The sequence below is a fragment of the Sphingomonas edaphi genome, from assembly GCF_003583725.1.
Taxonomy (GTDB): Bacteria; Pseudomonadota; Alphaproteobacteria; order Sphingomonadales; family Sphingomonadaceae; genus Sphingomicrobium; species Sphingomicrobium edaphi.
Window position 1 is genome coordinate 75,693 of sequence record NZ_QXTF01000005.1, and the last position, 15,445, is coordinate 91,137.

The 15,445-nt window shown below is 64.2% G+C and carries 18 protein-coding genes; 13 read left to right on the forward strand and 5 right to left on the reverse strand.

Going from position 1 to position 15,445, the window contains the following annotated elements; translation table 11 throughout:
• The first annotated feature begins 104 nt into the window (after positions 1-104).
• Both D3M59_RS11720 and D3M59_RS11725 read left to right on the forward strand, forming a co-directional pair.
• Positions 105-410 carry a PilZ domain-containing protein gene (locus D3M59_RS11720; protein WP_119533864.1) on the forward strand — a complete coding sequence of 102 codons (306 nt, stop codon included), beginning with the start codon at positions 105-107 and terminating at the stop codon, positions 408-410.
• Between the two features lie 13 nt (positions 411-423).
• Complete coding sequence (locus D3M59_RS11725) at positions 424-738, forward strand: PilZ domain-containing protein (RefSeq protein WP_119533865.1); 315 nt, start codon at positions 424-426, stop codon at positions 736-738.
• On the opposite strand, the gene D3M59_RS11730 is transcribed toward D3M59_RS11725, so the two are convergent.
• On the reverse strand, positions 735-1,400 hold the full coding sequence (locus D3M59_RS11730; RefSeq protein WP_233543252.1) for an arylesterase: 666 nt from the start codon (positions 1,398-1,400) through the stop codon (positions 735-737). The two genes, D3M59_RS11725 and D3M59_RS11730, sit on opposite strands and share 4 nt — an antisense overlap.
• A gap of 20 nt (positions 1,401-1,420) precedes the next feature.
• On the opposite strand from D3M59_RS11730, the gene D3M59_RS11735 reads away from it, so the two are divergent.
• From D3M59_RS11735 to D3M59_RS11745, 3 genes are all read left to right on the forward strand, one after another.
• Complete coding sequence (locus D3M59_RS11735; protein ID WP_119533866.1) at positions 1,421-2,092, forward strand: ABC transporter ATP-binding protein; 672 nt, start codon at positions 1,421-1,423, stop codon at positions 2,090-2,092.
• A complete protein-coding gene (locus D3M59_RS11740; RefSeq protein WP_147416764.1) occupies positions 2,089-4,572 on the forward strand; it encodes an ABC transporter permease in 2,484 nt (827 codons plus the stop codon). The genes D3M59_RS11735 and D3M59_RS11740 overlap by 4 nt, the downstream gene beginning before the upstream one ends.
• Positions 4,573-4,636: 64 nt before the next feature.
• Complete coding sequence (locus D3M59_RS11745) at positions 4,637-4,897, forward strand: hypothetical protein (RefSeq protein WP_119533868.1); 261 nt, start codon at positions 4,637-4,639, stop codon at positions 4,895-4,897.
• A gap of 22 nt (positions 4,898-4,919) precedes the next feature.
• Here the strand turns inward: D3M59_RS11745 and D3M59_RS11750 are convergent, their stop codons facing one another.
• Positions 4,920-5,852 (reverse strand): peptidylprolyl isomerase, encoded by a 933-nt coding sequence (locus D3M59_RS11750; RefSeq protein WP_119533869.1) that lies wholly within the window; start codon positions 5,850-5,852, stop codon positions 4,920-4,922.
• Positions 5,853-5,921: 69 nt separating this feature from the next.
• Here D3M59_RS11750 and purT point away from each other — a divergent pair, with 69 nt between their 5' ends.
• The 6 genes from purT to D3M59_RS11780 are packed head-to-tail and all read left to right on the forward strand — an operon-like array spanning position 5,922 to position 11,091.
• Positions 5,922-7,094: a formate-dependent phosphoribosylglycinamide formyltransferase gene (gene purT, locus D3M59_RS11755; RefSeq protein ID WP_119533870.1), complete on the forward strand. Its 1,173-nt coding sequence runs from the start codon at positions 5,922-5,924 to the stop codon at positions 7,092-7,094.
• A 51-nt stretch (positions 7,095-7,145) separates the two neighbouring features.
• Positions 7,146-8,153 (forward strand): N-acetyl-gamma-glutamyl-phosphate reductase, encoded by a 1,008-nt coding sequence (gene argC / locus D3M59_RS11760; RefSeq protein ID WP_119533871.1) that lies wholly within the window; start codon positions 7,146-7,148, stop codon positions 8,151-8,153.
• Positions 8,150-9,316 (forward strand): bifunctional glutamate N-acetyltransferase/amino-acid acetyltransferase ArgJ, encoded by a 1,167-nt coding sequence (argJ, locus tag D3M59_RS11765; RefSeq protein ID WP_158582021.1) that lies wholly within the window; start codon positions 8,150-8,152, stop codon positions 9,314-9,316. Before argC ends, argJ begins: the two co-directional genes overlap by 4 nt.
• Positions 9,313-10,176 carry an acetylglutamate kinase gene (gene argB, locus D3M59_RS11770; protein ID WP_119533873.1) on the forward strand — a complete coding sequence of 288 codons (864 nt, stop codon included), beginning with the start codon at positions 9,313-9,315 and terminating at the stop codon, positions 10,174-10,176. The genes argJ and argB overlap by 4 nt, the downstream gene beginning before the upstream one ends.
• Positions 10,173-10,634 carry an arginine repressor gene (locus D3M59_RS11775; protein ID WP_119533874.1) on the forward strand — a complete coding sequence of 154 codons (462 nt, stop codon included), beginning with the start codon at positions 10,173-10,175 and terminating at the stop codon, positions 10,632-10,634. Before argB ends, D3M59_RS11775 begins: the two co-directional genes overlap by 4 nt.
• A 37-nt stretch (positions 10,635-10,671) precedes the next feature.
• Positions 10,672-11,091 (forward strand): hypothetical protein, encoded by a 420-nt coding sequence (locus D3M59_RS11780; RefSeq protein WP_119533875.1) that lies wholly within the window; start codon positions 10,672-10,674, stop codon positions 11,089-11,091.
• 33 nt (positions 11,092-11,124) lie between these two features.
• Here the strand turns inward: D3M59_RS11780 and D3M59_RS11785 are convergent, their stop codons facing one another.
• From D3M59_RS11785 to D3M59_RS11795, 3 genes are all read right to left on the reverse strand, one after another.
• Positions 11,125-11,394: a hypothetical protein gene (locus D3M59_RS11785; protein ID WP_119533876.1), complete on the reverse strand. Its 270-nt coding sequence runs from the start codon at positions 11,392-11,394 to the stop codon at positions 11,125-11,127.
• A gap of 182 nt (positions 11,395-11,576) precedes the next feature.
• Entirely contained in the window at positions 11,577-11,702 is a 126-nt protein-coding gene (gene ykgO, locus D3M59_RS11790; protein WP_006833921.1) for a type B 50S ribosomal protein L36, read from the reverse strand.
• Between the two features lie 99 nt (positions 11,703-11,801).
• The gene (locus D3M59_RS11795) at positions 11,802-13,436 is read right to left on the reverse strand and encodes a M20/M25/M40 family metallo-hydrolase (protein WP_233543253.1); all 1,635 of its coding nucleotides are present in this window, start codon (positions 13,434-13,436) and stop codon (positions 11,802-11,804) included.
• Positions 13,437-13,617: 181 nt separating this feature from the next.
• On the opposite strand from D3M59_RS11795, the gene D3M59_RS11800 reads away from it, so the two are divergent.
• Together D3M59_RS11800 and gpmA are read left to right on the forward strand one after the other, a co-directional pair.
• Entirely contained in the window at positions 13,618-14,754 is a 1,137-nt protein-coding gene (locus D3M59_RS11800; protein WP_119533878.1) for a M14 family metallopeptidase, read from the forward strand.
• Positions 14,754-15,440, forward strand: coding sequence for a 2,3-diphosphoglycerate-dependent phosphoglycerate mutase (gene gpmA, locus D3M59_RS11805; RefSeq protein WP_119533879.1), 687 nt, complete (start codon positions 14,754-14,756; stop codon positions 15,438-15,440). Before D3M59_RS11800 ends, gpmA begins: the two co-directional genes overlap by 1 nt.
• Positions 15,441-15,445 lie beyond the last annotated feature (5 nt).

Sequence of the window (15,445 nt, forward strand, 5' to 3'; positions counted from 1 at the left end):
GAGGCGCGCTGCCCCGAGCGGTTTTTGCGGTCGCAAACCAATCCTTAAACGATTGGGAAGCATAAGAATCTCCGCTTGCCCATTTTCGAGGGAAGGACGGAACCATGTCTTCGCGCTTTCAACTTCACGGGGAAATGATCCCGCGAACCGTCAAGCGCATGTTTGACGAGCGCGACGAGGAGCGGGTCGATGCCGGCTCCAGCACCGGCGTCCTGGCCCTGCGCAAGCGCAACCATGTCGTGTCGCTGCTCAATCTGTCGCGGTCCGGAGCGATGATTCGCTTCGCGGGCGAGGCGCACATCGGGGAAAGCGTGTCGCTTCAACTGCTTGACCGCGGCACGATTGCGGGTCAGGTGCGCTGGTTGCGGGATGGACGGATGGGCATATCCTTTGCCCAACCCTTAGAGTAATTTCCGCTTGGAGATGAACTTTCGAATGATCAAGGCGCGCATCGAAGAGGCACGCGACCAATCCGAACGGCGCCGGTCCAACCGGATGCCGGTCGATATTGGCGCGCGCGTGCGCGAACTGGGCAGCGAAGGCTTCGAAGCCAAGGTGCTCAACATTTCCGAAACCGGCTTCATGGCCGAGGCTGAGGGCGACTTCGAGGTTGGCACCCGCATTTGGCTAATTCTTCCAGGGCGGGAGCGCGCGAATGCCCTGGTTCGCTGGATTGCCGGCGGCCGCATCGGAGCGGAGTTTGCCGAACCCATCTCCCTCGACGGTCTGAATATTTAGTCCTGGCCCAGTGCCCGCTTCAGCTTTGGCGTGATGCGGGTGACGATGATCTTGACCCCCTGGAAAGTGGGATGCAGCCCGTCTGGCTGCACCAGCCCCTTCTGCGCCGCGACGCCGTCGAGGAAGAAGGGATAGAGCGCCGCACCATGCTTTCTGGATAGCTCGGGATAGATCGCTTCGAACTTCACCACGTAAGCCGGGTCGAGATTCGGCGCCCCGCGCATCCCGGCGACTAGCACCTTGATATTGCGTCGCTTGAGCTCGGTTAGCATCGCGTCGATGTTGGTGCGGGTCAAGGTGGGATCGAGGCCGCGAAGCATGTCGTTGGCGCCCAGTTCTAGGATCACCAGATCGGGCTTGCGCCCCAGCCCATCGAGCGTCCATCCGAGCCGCGCTTTGCCGGCTTCGCTGGTGTCGCCCGACACGCCACCATCGGCCACTTCGGCTGCGATGCCATGCCGCCGCAACGTCGCCTCCAGCTGCGGCGCGAAACCAAGCCCCTGTTCCAGCCCATAACCGGCGGTCAGGCTATCCCCGAACGCAAGGACGAGCGGTCGCTCCTTTAGCGGAGCGGCGCCGAGTAGACTGATCGACAAAAGGGCTGTGGCAATCGACCGGCGGATCATGCCGCCAAAGGTGACGCCATTGCCGTTATATCGCAAGCTACCTAGCTATCGGCGCAATGAACCAGCCACTTATCGACCTGAACGATGTCCGCCTGACACTCGGCGAAGGCGACGTCCGAACCGAAATCCTCAAGGGCGTCAGCCTTCGGCTCGACCCCGGGGAAAGCGTCGCCGTGCTTGGACCGTCGGGCTCGGGAAAGAGCTCGCTGATGGCCGTTATCTCGGGACTGGAGCGGCCGGACAGCGGCGCGGTGAACCTTGATGGGCAGGACATCGATGGCTGGAACGAGGACCGGCTGGCCCGCCTTCGTGGCCGCTCGCTCGGAATCATCCTGCAGGCGTTCCACCTGCTCCCGACGATGACCGCGTTGGAAAATGTCGCGGTCCCGCTTGAACTGGCAGGCGCGGCAGATGCCCGCGACCGGGCCAGGGCCGAGCTTGAGGCCGTCGGCCTTGGTCATCGCCTGACACATTATCCCGCGCAGCTTTCGGGCGGCGAGCAACAGCGCGTCGCCATCGCCCGCGCGACCGCACCACGGCCCAGGCTGCTGCTGGCGGACGAACCGACAGGTAACCTCGACAGCGCCACCGGAGCAACGATCATCGACCTGCTGTTCGAGCGAGCGGCCAGCGCCGGGGCCGGCCTGCTGGTTATCACCCACGATGCCGCTGTCGCCGCCCGGGCGGCACGCGTCGTGCGTATGGCGGACGGGCGGCTAACGCAGTGAACTTGCCGATGCGCCTGGCGATCCGCGACCTGCGCGGCGGGCTGGCAGGACTTGGCCTGCTCTGGATCTGCCTAGCCGTGGCTATCGCCGGCTTGGCCTCGGTCACCAGCCTCGCCTCCTCGATCGACCGAGCGATAGCCGACAATGGCCGCCAGCTTCTGGGAGGCGATTTGCTGCTGTCGGTCGCCCAACGCGAAGCGACGACCGACGAGCAGACCGTAATGAAGGCGATCGGACCATCGTCGAAGAGCACTACCACCCGCGCGATGCTGGTCTCCCCGGACGGCCGTAGCCTGCTTGCCGAACTGTCCGGCGTGGATTCCGCCTGGCCTCTGGCGGGCAAGCTCGACCTTGCGCCCGGCGGCAAGCGGCCTTCCGGCGGTGAAATCGCCGTCGGCCGCGAGATTGCGGAGCGCCTTGGAATAGCGCGGGGCCAGAGCCTCCGCGTCGGGCGGTCGGCGTTCCTGGTATCGGCCATCATTGACAAGATGCCGAGTGCCAGCGGCTTCGCGCTCGCCCCGCCCGCCATCATGGACGAGGCCGGACTGGCGATGACCGGGCTAATCCAGCCGGGCAGCATTTCGACCACTAGCTATCGCCTTGTTCTCGCGAATGGGGCCGACCCCGAAGCTGCGGGCAAGGACTTCCAGCAGCGCTTCGCCGACGGCGGCTGGCGCGCCAGCGATCGAGGCGATGCAGGCGGCGGGACTCGCCGCTTCGTCGACCGGCTCGGCCAGATGCTTCTGCTCGTCGCCTTGTCGGCGCTGGCCATCGGCGGCCTGGGCATGTCGAGCGCGGCGGCGGCCTTTGCGGCGTCGCGCCGGTCGGGCATCGCTATCCTGAAGCTGGTGGGCGCGCCCCGCTCGTCGATCAACGCGATGCTCGCAATCGAGATCGGCATTGTCGCGGGTCTGGCGATTGTCGCCGGGCTTGCTGTCGGCGCGCTGGCGCCGGGGCTTGTCGCAAAGCTCACCGCCGACATGCTTCCGGTGGCGCCCGATCCCAGCCCGCAATGGCTTGCGCTGGGTGAAGCTGCTTTGTTCGGACTGCTCATCACGTTCGCCGCAAGTTGGCGGATGATTGCCTCCGCCGGGGACACGCGCCCTGCCCGTCTCTTACGCGGCGACGTCGCGGATGCTGAAGCGCTTCGCTGGACCAGCTTCCTGGCCCCCGGCGCAGCCTTGCTGCTCGCCGCAGGCCTCGCCATCGGCACGGCCAGCGATCCTGCCTTCGCCGCGATCGGCGTCGGTGCCATCGCTGCGCTTTGCCTGCTTTTCGCGCTGATCGGCCTCGCCATCCGCCGCACCGCGCGCGGCGCCCGACACCTTGGCGGTCCGATCACCCGGCTTGGCATCGCCGCGTTGGACCGACCCGGCGCGCCGACGGGACGCCTCGCCGTCTCGCTCGGCCTTGGCCTCACACTGCTTGTTACACTTGCCGCGACTGCCTCCAGCGTGCTGACTGAAATCGACACGACGATCCCGAAGCGGGCGCCGGCCCTGTTCCTCGTCGACATTCCCCGTGCCGAGCGCGATCGATTCGATTCATTGGTGCAGGCACAATTGCCTGGCGCCGAGGTCCGCCTCGTCCCCTCGCTCCGCGGGCCGGTGACCGAGGTCAACGGCGTCCGTGTCGCGGACATGAAGTCCATTCCCGAAGGTGCCTGGATCTTGCGCGGTGACCGGGGGCTGACCTTCGCCGGCCAGCTACCCGAGGCCAACCGCATCGTCGGCGGTGAATGGTGGCCGGCCGATTATCGCGGACCGCCGCTGGTTAGCATCGACATCGACGCCGCGCAGGCCTTGGGCCTGAAGGTCGGGGACAACCTGACCGTTGCCATCCTCGGTCGGCCAATCACCGCAAAGATTGCGTCGTTCCGAGAAATCGACTGGCGCAGCCTCGGTTTTAACTTCGCGATTATCTTTTCGCCCGGGGCCGTCGACGATGCGCCTTATACACTGATGGCAACCGTTGCGCCCGGCGAAGGGCGGCCCACCGCGGCGTTCGAGCGGAGCCTGACCAGCGAGCTGCCGATGGTCAGCGCGATCCGGGTGTCCGACGTCGTCGCCCAAGTCAAATCGCTGCTGGAATCGATCGACGGTGCGGTGCGCATCGCCACGGCCTTCGCGATCGCAATGGGCATGATCGTGCTCGCCGGCTCGGTCGTCGCTACCCGTCGACAGCGAGCGCGGGACATCGTCCTGCTCCGTCTCGTCGGCGCGACGCGTGGTGAGGTGGCGCGGAGCCAACTGGTCGAGTTTGCGGCTCTCTCCGCCGCCGTTGCTTTGGTCGCGCTCGGCGCGGGCGTTCTCGCGGCGCAGCAGGTGGTTACAAGGCTGTTCGAATTCCAGTTTCGACCGGACTGGATGACGCTATCGCAGATCCCCGCCGGGGCCATCGCGCTGGCGGTCCTGGCAGCCTTCCTTGCCGCGCTGCCCGCCCTCAACGCACGTCCCGCACAGGGACTTCGCGCCCTGTAGAATCCTAGGGACATGAAACCCAATGGCTTTTCGGCCGTTCAACTCGCCCGAAAGGACCAATGATATGGCTACTGTTCCGACGCTAGGCGAATTGCGTATGACGCACGATCCGGCGGGACGCGGATATCACGCTGTGTACCGTGAGCATCAGGTCAACCATTGCCCGGGCTGCGGGCGCACCCACTGGATTATCGGCCGCGTGTCGGCGGAATGCGCCTTTTGCGCGACCGCCCTACCGCTGGCCGAGGCCAGCATGCGTCATCACAATGGCCCGGTGGTGATCCAGCATCGCAACCGCGACACGGGCCACGCGTGGGCCGCCTGACCTTCTGACTACTTCGCCCTGACTACTTCGACGGCCGAACCGGTGTCGTCGCATTGCACAGATCCACTCCGCCGGCGGGACGAATGTAAAAATCGTCCTGCCGGTTTTTTTTGACGTGAAGCCAGGCCGCGAAGCTGGCGCTCTTCTCGTCCAGATATTCGAACCGTGGCCGCGTCTCTTCTGCCATCATCGAGGCAAGCTGCACGCTGACGATGGGGACGTCGGACGATCGCTCCTTGTAAATCCCGAGCGCCTCCGTTCCGCGCGGCAAGCTCGACAAATGCTCGATTCCGCTGACAACGCGGCCGACGTTTGCGATTATCCGGTCAAGCGCGCGCGGGCCGTGACCGATTACCGCATACAGCTCCCCTCCCATGCCGGTGTCGGGCGACAGGTCGCGACCGACGCCGACGCTGGCATAGCAATGGGCAAGGGCGACCGTCGCGTCGCGCGTGTCCACCGCAACGGGCCAACCCTTCGCATAGCCGACCAGCGGTGCGTAAGGGTCGGGTGAACCTAGCGGCACAACGTCTAGACCGGCGAGATTGCGCTGATATTCGGCAGGCGGGCGGGCAACGACGCTTGGCGGAAGCGGCTTTTCGGTTTCGTTGTTTCCCCACTGGGCGACATAATTGTCGTGAACCCGGTAGACCGCCGCGCCCTGCCAATAGCCCGTCCGCGCCAACGCCTTGATGTTTTGGACATGGACCGGTGCGAAGTCGGGCGCCAACTGGATGACGACCCGCCGGTTACCAGCAAGTTCGAGGACCATCAGGTCGTCGGCGGGGATCGCGACCCATTCCCCGATTTTCGACGCCGCTAGGACGCTGGGCGGCGTCGCGCCGGCAGGGACCGGCGCGGTGAGCGGTGGGGGCGTCGACTTCACTGCCCAGTCCTCGCTCTTGGTCTGGCAACCGCCGATCAGGCAGGCGGACAGGATCAGAAATTGACGCATCGACGCTCCCCCGGTGGCATCCCCGGGAAAGGGGATGACGAATGATGGGCGGCAGGCTAGCGAGCCTCGATGTATATCGCCACCCTGATGCTGCTCGGTTCCGGCGAATTGGGCCGGGAATTCGCGATTGCCGCCAAGCGGCTCGGCTGCCGGGTGATTGCCTGCGACCGCTACGACGATGCGCCCGCGATGCAGCTGGCCGACGCGCGAGAGGTGTTTCCGATGCTCGACGGCGCGGCACTCCGCGCGGCTGTCGAGAAGCACAGGCCGGATTATATCGTTCCGGAAATCGAAGCAATCGACACCGCAATGCTCGGCGAACTGGAGCGCGAAGGCTGGCACATTGTCCCCTCGGCCAAAGCCGCGAAACTAACGATGAACCGCGACGCCATCCGCGATTTCGCTGCGCATGAGCTTGGCCTCACCACCTCCCGCTACCTCTTTGCAGAAACGCGGGATGAGGCGATCGCTGCGGCTGAAACGGTCGGCCTGCCCGCTGTAGTCAAGCCGGTCATGTCGTCGAGCGGCAAGGGCCAGAGCACGGTCCACACGGTCGAAGAACTGAGCACCGCCTTCGAATATGCCGTCGTCAACATGCGCGGTGACCGCCCGCGCGTGATCGTCGAGGAGTTTATCGCCTTCGATTACGAGATCACGCTGCTGACAGTTGCGACGCAGGACCGCGTGCTGTTCTGCCCGCCGATTGGGCACCGGCAGGAAAGCGGCGACTATCGGGAAAGCTGGCAGCCGGCACCAATGGACGATGCCGTCCTAGCTTCCGCGCAGAAACAGGCGGCAAAGGTCGTCACCGCGCTTGGCGGACAGGGCATCTTCGGGGTGGAGTTCTTCGTCGCCGACGGCCGCGCCATCTTTTCCGAACTCAGCCCGCGCCCGCATGACACGGGGATGGTGACACTGATCGGCCAGTCACCCAATGAGTTCGAGCTTCATCTGCGTGCCATCCTCGGCCTGCCCATCCCCGCGATCGAAACGGCCGGGCCCTCCGCATCCGCCGTGATTCTCGCGGATCGCGAGAGCCACTCGTTTTTCTTTGACGGGGTAACCGATGCGCTAGCAACCGGGGAGCCGGGTAAGCCGGTCGACCTCCGCCTGTTCGCCAAGCCGAAAACGCTGAAGAATCGCCGAATGGGCGTGGCACTGGCTCGGGGGTCGGACGTTGACGAAGCGATAGCAAGGGCGAAAGCGGCGGCAGCCAAGGTCAGAATCGTCTACCGGGACTGACGGCGCGCGCCTGTTGCATAAATATGCAAGGGAATGCATAGGCCGCGCCCCATGATTCGTGTCTCTATCCTAGGTGCCTCTGGTTATGTCGGCGGCGAGCTTATGCGCCTTATCGCCGGCCATCCGGCGATGGAAGTTGCTACCGCTTTCGCTTCGTCCAATGCCGGTCAGCGCATAGCGTCTGTACACCCACATTTGGCCCTCGCTTATCCCGAGACTGCGTTTGCCGCCTGGAATCCGGCGCTACTGTCGCACAGCGATCTCATTCTGGCCGCCCTGCCGCATGGCGAGACTCAGCGCCTGGCCGACGACCTGCTGTCACCCGGCGTCGCCTTCGTCGACCTCGGCGCGGACTTTCGCCTCAGCAGCGCGGCGGAGTTCGAGCGCTGGTACGGCGAGCGGCACGCCCGGCCCGACCTACTCGACAGCTTCACCTACGGCCTTCCCGAATTCTTCCGCGATGAGATCAAGCGCTCGAAGCGCGTCGCAGCGCCCGGTTGCTATCCAACAGCTGCTAGCCTCGCGTTGCGACCGCTGGTCGAGGTAGGCGCGATCGAGAAGCAGGGAATCGTCGTTGACGCCGCCTCGGGCGTCAGCGGCGCGGGGCGAACGTCAAATGCCGGGACGCACTTCTGTACAGTCGACGGAAGCTACCGCGCTTACGGCCTATTGAACCACCGCCACACAGCGGAAATGGAACTGACAACCGGCGGCACCGTCTTGTTCACGCCGCACCTGATGGCGGCCAGCCGTGGTATCTTGGCTACCTGTTATGCCCGCGCAAGCGGTTCCGACGACCCCCTCGCGATCCTGCGCGATGCCTATGCGGGCGAGCCATTCGTCCATGTTGGCGACATGCCTCCAGAAACGAAATGGGCGAATGGCTCAAACGCCGCCTTCCTGACCGCCCGCCTGGACGAACGCACCGGCACCCTCGTCACGCTCGCGGCGATCGACAATCTCGGCAAGGGTGCGGCCGGGCAAATGATCCAGTGTGCCAATCTGATGCTCGGCCTCGACGAAGGCGCGAGCCTGACCACCATGGGAGTTTATCCGTGAGCGTGACACTTGCCGAAGGCTTCGTGGCGTCTGGCCTCGCCGCCGGGATCAAGTCCGGTGGGCGCCGCGACGTCAGCCTGCTTGCCACAATGGACGGGAAGCCGGTGTCGACGGCAGCCGTCTTCACGCAGAACAAGTTCCGGGCGCCGCCCGTCGAGGCCAGCCTCGAGCGGCTAAACGTTTCGGGCGGCCTGGCCAGCGGCGTCGTCGTCAACAGCGGCAATGCCAATGCTGGCACCGGCGCCAAGGGCCGCGAGGACTCTGAGAAGATGTGCGCGGCCGCGGCCGAAGCGGTCGGCTGCGACCCCCGGGACATGCTCGTCTGCTCGACCGGCCTAATCGGCTTTCGCCTTCCGATGCGGAAGATACTGACGGCGATTCCCGAACTTGGTCGGCGGCTGAATCGCGACGGCCATCGTGACGCGGCCAAGGGCATCCTGACCACCGATACCAGGCCGAAGGAAGCGGGCGTCGTGCGCGAAGAATACTCGGTCGGAGGCATGGCCAAGGGCTGCGGCATGCTGGCGCCGAACATGGCGACTATGCTCGCCTTCCTGACCACCGATGCCGACCTTTCCAGCGAGGAACTGAAGCGCATCCTGTTCCGCGCGGCCGATGCAACATTCAACTGCCTAATCACCGATGGTGCGACCTCGACCAACGACACAGTCATGCTCTTCGCGAGCGGCCGAAAGGGTCGCCCGGCCGACATAGCCCACTTCGAGGACGACGTGCTGCAGGTGTGTGAAGAACTGATGCTGCAGATGGCGCGCGATGCGGAAGGGATGACCAAGCTAGTCGTTATCCACGTCACCGGCGCCGCATCCAATGCGGAAGCGCGCAAGGTCGCCCGGTCGATCGGCAACAACCAACTGATCAAGTGCAGCTGGTACGGCGCCGACGCCTACTGGGGCCGCCTGCTGGCGGAGGCTGGTTCCTGCGGCGTCGAGTTCGAGACGGAAAAGTCCGCCGTCAGTTACGGCGGCATCCGCGTTGCCGAGGCGGGCGTGGAAATCGCACACGACGCCGAAGCAGTTCGCTCCCACATGAAAGGCGAGGAAATCCACATCCTCGTTGAGCTGGGCGTGGGCAATGGGACGGGCCGTGCCGTGTCGGTCGACCTTGGACCCGGCTATATCAAGGAAAATGCGGCAACGTCATGATTACGACTAACGACACCGCGCGAATCCTGATTGAGGCGCTACCGTACATCCGACGATTTACCGGCAAGACGATCGTCGTGAAGGTCGGTGGCGTTCCGCTGACCGACCCGGCGCGCATGCGCAGCCTTGCGAAGGACATCCTTCTGCTCCATTCGGTCGGCATCCGCCCGGTGCTGGTCCATGGCGGCGGCCCCCAGATCGACGTCGAAATGGCCAAGGCGGGGATCGAGATAAAACGGGTCGAAGGGCTTCGGGTCACTGACGCCGACGCGCTCGACATCGTCCGGATGGTTCTGGTCGGAAAAACTAACCGCGACCTCGTCGCCGCCATCAATACGCTTGAGCCGGTCGCCATCGGCGTTGCCGGCGAGGACGGGCGCCTGCTGGAAGTTGAGCCGATCGACCACCGACTGGGCTTCGTTGGGCGCGTGACCAAGGTGCGCGGCGCACTGCTCCACGATTTTCACGACGACGGACTCATCCCGGTGGTATCGACGGTCGGTGCCGATGCGACGGCCCAGCCTTATAACGTGAATGCCGACGACGCCGCGCGAGCCATCGCCGTGGCGATGCGGGCGGAGAAAATCATTTATCTGACGGGAACCCCGGGCCTGCTCGGAGATCCATCGGACCCGTCGAGCCTAGTCCACCGCCTCTCCACCACAGAGGCGCGTGAACGGATCGCCGATGAAAGTGTGACGGGGGGTATGATTCCGAAGTTGCTGGCGTGTGCCGAGGCCGTCGAGGGAGGCGTCGCGTCCGCGCATATGATCGACGGTCGTGCGGAGCACGCCATTCTGGTCGAACTGTTCACGGACGAAGGCATCGGCACCATGGTTTGCCGGGAGGCACTACCATGACGACCAAATCGCAACGGCAGTTGATGATTGCCGACTGGCTTCGCGACCACCGCGTCGGCAGCCAGGAGGAGCTGGTCGCGCGCCTGTCGCTGGCAGGCATCAATGCAACGCAGGCCACGGTCAGCCGCGACCTCCTGGAACTGGGCGCGGTCAAGCTAAAGCGCGACGGGTCGATCCGATACGTGATGCCCGACCAGGTCGAACCGGGGCATGCCGCGACCAAGCTTGACCGGCTGCTCGCTGAATGGGTCGATGCGATCATTCCTGCCGGTAACCTGCTGGTGCTGAAGACCCCACCCGGTTCCGCCAACCTGGTAGCGAACGCGCTCGACGCTGCCGGACTGGAGGAATTCGCAGGGACGCTGGCGGGTGACGACACGATTTTCGTCGCGCTAGCAGAAGGGGTGAATCCTCATGCCGCCGTCCGCCTGTTGCAGGAACGCCGTTCGGGAGCATAATCGCCGGCACGTGCGTTGCCGCGCATGAGGAGAGACTATGACCCGCTACGCGACCGTGCTCATCGCCGCTGCCCTGCTAGCCGCCTGCGACAGCGGGCAGAATCCCGCGCCGCCGGTGCAGAACGACATCATGGTCCGGAGCGCCCAGCAGAAGCAGTTGATGGACCTGAACGACCTCGATCGCGCGATCGCGTTGAAGCGAGCGATCGTTGGACAGGGCCTGCGCTGTGAGCAGATCGTTTCGACCGGCTATGTCACGCGGTACAAGGACATGGACGTCTGGACTGCAAAGTGCAGCGACGATCGCGAATGGTCGCTGTTCGTCGGCGCCAATGACAGTGTTCAAGTCCGCCTTTGCGACGATAATGAGAAGATCGGTTTGCCGGCCTGCAAAATTGAGCCCGGCACCGAGGGCGGCACCGGGCTCGAACAGCTTAATAGTAAAAACGCCAATTAGAAACGTCGCAGCGCCGCCTGCGCGACCGCTGGATCAATCGCAGCGGCGCGTTTCCTTATATTCGCCGCTGGCGCTCTTTTCCTTGACGGTCACGCACTTGCCCTGGCGAATCTCTTCCTTCCAGCTACCGTCGGCATTGGTCTGGCGCTGGCCCTTGGGAACGCGCTTGCCGTCCTTGATTTCCCAGTTGAAGCCACGCGGCGTCGACTGGTCGGGCGCCCAAGCGGCGACCGCAGCGGTGGCGGTGGTCGCCGCAAGGGCGATACCGGCAACCATCAGGACCATCTTCATCGTGCGAGTCATTTCTCTCACTCCTTGCGCACGCTTTAGGCGAATCGAGCTTAACGCGCGCTGAAACGTTCATTCACGGGAATAAACGAACAAACCACCGCGCTTTTTCCACCGATAACGCGAAAAGCCTCCGCCCGTCAGGGCGAAGGCCTTCGAACACGCCGAGATGTGCAACGAGCCTTCGGCCCGGCAGCTTAGCCCTGGCGCGCCTTGAAGCGGCGGTTCGTCTTGTTGATAACGTAGGTCCGGCCGCGACGACGAATCACCCGGCAATCGCGATGGCGCGACTTCAGCGACTTCAGGGAATTGCGAATCTTCATGGCCGAAAACGCCTGCCTTCGTAAGTTATATGTTGTCGGGTGGGTTAAACCGGCGGCTCACCTATGGCGGGCCGCCGCCCGAGTCAAGGCTAGCCGCCCCTAATTTCCCTTCGTTGGAGCCGGCGCGCGCGGACCACGCGGATCGAACAGGTCGCCGAAATAGTCGCCCTGCAACCACATCGGCCGTTGCGGCGCATCGGCCATGGCGCGGGCGATGCGATAATTGAGCTGGGCATAGCGAGCGCCCGCATCCCAATCGATCTTCTGGCTGAGGTCGTCCTGCGGGGAATGATAGGTCTTTCCTAGATAGGCGTCCCAGAAAGCCTTCCCGCCATTGCCATGTCCGGTCATCAACAGCACGGCGGGGACGCCCCGCCGGACGAACATGTAATGGTCGGAGCGCGTGAAGATCGCCTCCTGCGGCATGGGGTCCGGCGTTACCGCCACGCTCATCGACCGCGCCGCGTCGGCGACCATGGCGCCGATTGTCGAATGATCGGCGCCGAACGCCGTCACATCGGTGAAGGGATAAAGCAGCAGCGGCATGTCGAGATCGACCAGGCCGACGATACTTTGCGGCGGAACTGTCGGGTGATTGGCGTAATAGTCAGCGCCCAGCAGTCCGCGTTCCTCGCCCGTATTGGCTATGAAGAGGACCGACCGCATCGGACGGGCCGGCTGCGCGACGAACTGGCGAGCCGCTTCCAGCATCGTCGCTACGCCCGCGGCATTGTCGAGCGCGCCGTTATAAATGGCGTCCTCGCCCGGCTTGGCGTCGGTGCGCATGCCGAGATGGTCGAGATGCCCCATCAGCACGACATGCTCCCCGGCCAGTGCCGGGTCGGAGCCACGCAGGCGGCCGACGACTTCGGGACTCGCGAAGTCCTCCCACTTGTTCTCCGCATCAACGGTCAGCACCGTGCGCAACGGAAAGCCGCGTGGCCCGGACCTGGCGTGATCGCTAACTTCCGAGCGAACGGAGACAAGCGAGCGTTGCGCGCCGTCGAATAGCAATGCGGCAATCTTTTCCGAAACGCTGACTTGCACCGCCAGCCCTTGCGGCGTGGAGCCCGCCCGGCCCGAAGAATCTACCCAGTCAATTAGCGGGCGGCCGCCCCGGCGTACGGGGTCGTAGCGCCCCGGCCTGACCGCGACTTCGATAATTCCGATCGCTCCTGCGTCGGCTGCCATCCGGTCTTTGCTGGCGTTGATATGAGCTTCGATCTCTGTCGGGAGCCCCTTGGGCGCGCCGGTCAGCACCACGGCAATCTTACCCTTCAGGTCCAGGCCGCGATAATCGTCTATCCGGTACCGTGCGTCCTTGATGCCGTAGCCCACAAACACCAGGCCGGCGCTGAGGCGGCGAACCTTGGCGGTTACACTGGGACGGAGCGACGCATCCTTCCCCTGTTCCAGCGCAACGCGCTTGCCGTTAACGGCAAGCGTAATGACCGGAGACTTGTCGAATGAGGCGCGGCGGAACGGCACCTGCTGGAACCAGCCGCCTTTCTCGCCCGCCGGTTCCAGCCCGATGGCGCGGAACTGCGACGCGACATAGTCAGCAGCAATCTGGTAGCCTTTCGACCCCGTATCGCGGCCTTCGAGGCCATCGCTTGCCAGGAATTCGACATCGGCCCTGACGCGCAGGGCTGAAGCGGGATCGCCTGCCGGAGGAGCGGCCAGTGCCGGCGCGGTAGCAATAACGAACAGGAAGGCGGCGGATAGCAAACGCATCGACGTGGGCTCCATGGGGTCGCGGCGTTAACCGCGGATTATGGCTTGGGGGCTAGTCGAGCCGCGGCGCGGACGCCAGAGCCGCACGCCAACCGTTCGTCGAAAGACGAGTTTGCCCATCGCCCCGCTCGGTTCTATCAGGGCCGCGCCTTAACCATTTTAAGACCTGACAAAGGACATCATGAGCATCACGATTTCGAGCGCGTTCGACGCCGGGAACATTCGCGTTGTCGGCCAGAACCGCGACACGATCGATCTCGAGATCGTCAAGGATCACATGAGCGATTTCCACCAGTGGTTCCATTTCCGATTGGCCGGCGCCGGCGGCCGGGAAGTAACGCTCAATATCGTCAATTGCGGCAGCGCCGCTTACCCCGACGGTTGGCCCGACTATAAGGCATGCGTGTCGCTGGACCGCGAGGACTGGACCCGCATTTCTGGCACAAGCTACGCCGACGGCAAGCTGACCATCCGCTTCGTCCCGGAAACCGACCTCGTTTGGTTGGCCTATTTTGCGCCCTATTCGATGGAACGGCACCATGACCTCGTGTCGACCGTAGCCGCTCTACCTGGCGTCGAATATCGCAGCCTGGGCAAGAGCCTGGACGGGCAGGACATCGACTGCCTGACACTCGGCGAGGGCAGCACTACCGTATGGCTCTACGCGCGCCAGCATCCCGGCGAGACGATGGCCGAGTGGTGGATGGAAGGCGCACTGGAAAAGCTGACCGATCCGGATGATCCCGTTGCGCGAGTGCTTCGCAAGGAATGCACATTCCACGTCGTTCCGAACATGAACCCAGACGGGTCCCGGCGCGGTCATCTGCGCACCAACGCGGTCGGTGTAAACCTCAACCGTGAATGGCACGCGCCAACCGCGGAAAAGAGTCCGGAAGTGCTGTACGTTCGCAATGCGATGGACGAAATGCCGCCGGACTTCGCGATGGACATCCACGGCGATGAAGCCATCCCGGCCAACTTCCTGGCGGGTTTCGAGGGCATTCCCTCGATTACGGATCGCCAGACCCGCTTGTTCAATCTGTTCAGCGACAATCTCGAGCGAATCTCGCCCGACTTCCAGACGCGTCAGGGCTATGAAGTCGCCAAGCCCGGCGAAGCCAACATGTCCATGTCCACGACCCAGCTAGCGGAGCGTTTCGGCGCGGTGTCGATGACCCTCGAAATGCCGTTCAAGGATAATTTCGACCTGCCGGACGAAGTCTACGGCTGGTCGCCGGAGCGCTCCAAATATCTTGCGAGCGCTTGCCTTGACGCGCTGCACGCGATCCTGCCGGAGCTGAAGAAGGCCAAGGCCTGATGCCGACGCTCGTACTGCTTCGCCACGGTCAGTCGCAGTGGAACCTTGAAAACCGCTTCACCGGCTGGTGGGATAGTGACCTAAGCGACAAGGGCATTGCCGAAGCGCGTGCAGCCGGACGCCTGCTGGCCGAAAAAGGCTATGACTTCGACCGCTGCTTTACGAGTGTCCAGACGCGCGCCATCCGCACGCTGCACCTCGTTCTGCACGAAATGGAGCGGCTGTGGCTACCGGTGACCAAGGACTGGCAACTCAACGAGCGGCACTATGGCGGCCTCACCGGCCTCAACAAGCAGGAAATGATCGACAAAGTCGGCGCCGAACAGGTCAAGATCTGGCGGCGCAGCTTCGACATTCCCCCGCCGCCGCTGGATGCCGACAGCCCCTACCAGCTGGCCGGCGACCGGCGCTATGCGGGCATAACGGTCCCGCAGTCGGAAAGCCTAAAGGACACGATCGAGCGCGTCTTGCCCTATTACGAAGGCGAGATCGCGCCCGCACTCCGCCGGGGCGAGCGGGTCGTCATTTCCGCGCATGGCAATTCACTCCGCGCCTTGGAAAAGCACCTCTCCAACATCGCGGATGCCGATATCGTCGGCCTAGAAATCCCGACGGGCCAGCCAATCGTCTATGAACTGGACAAGGAGCTGCGCGCGATAGACCGGTTTTATGTTAGCGAGCGATAGGCGGC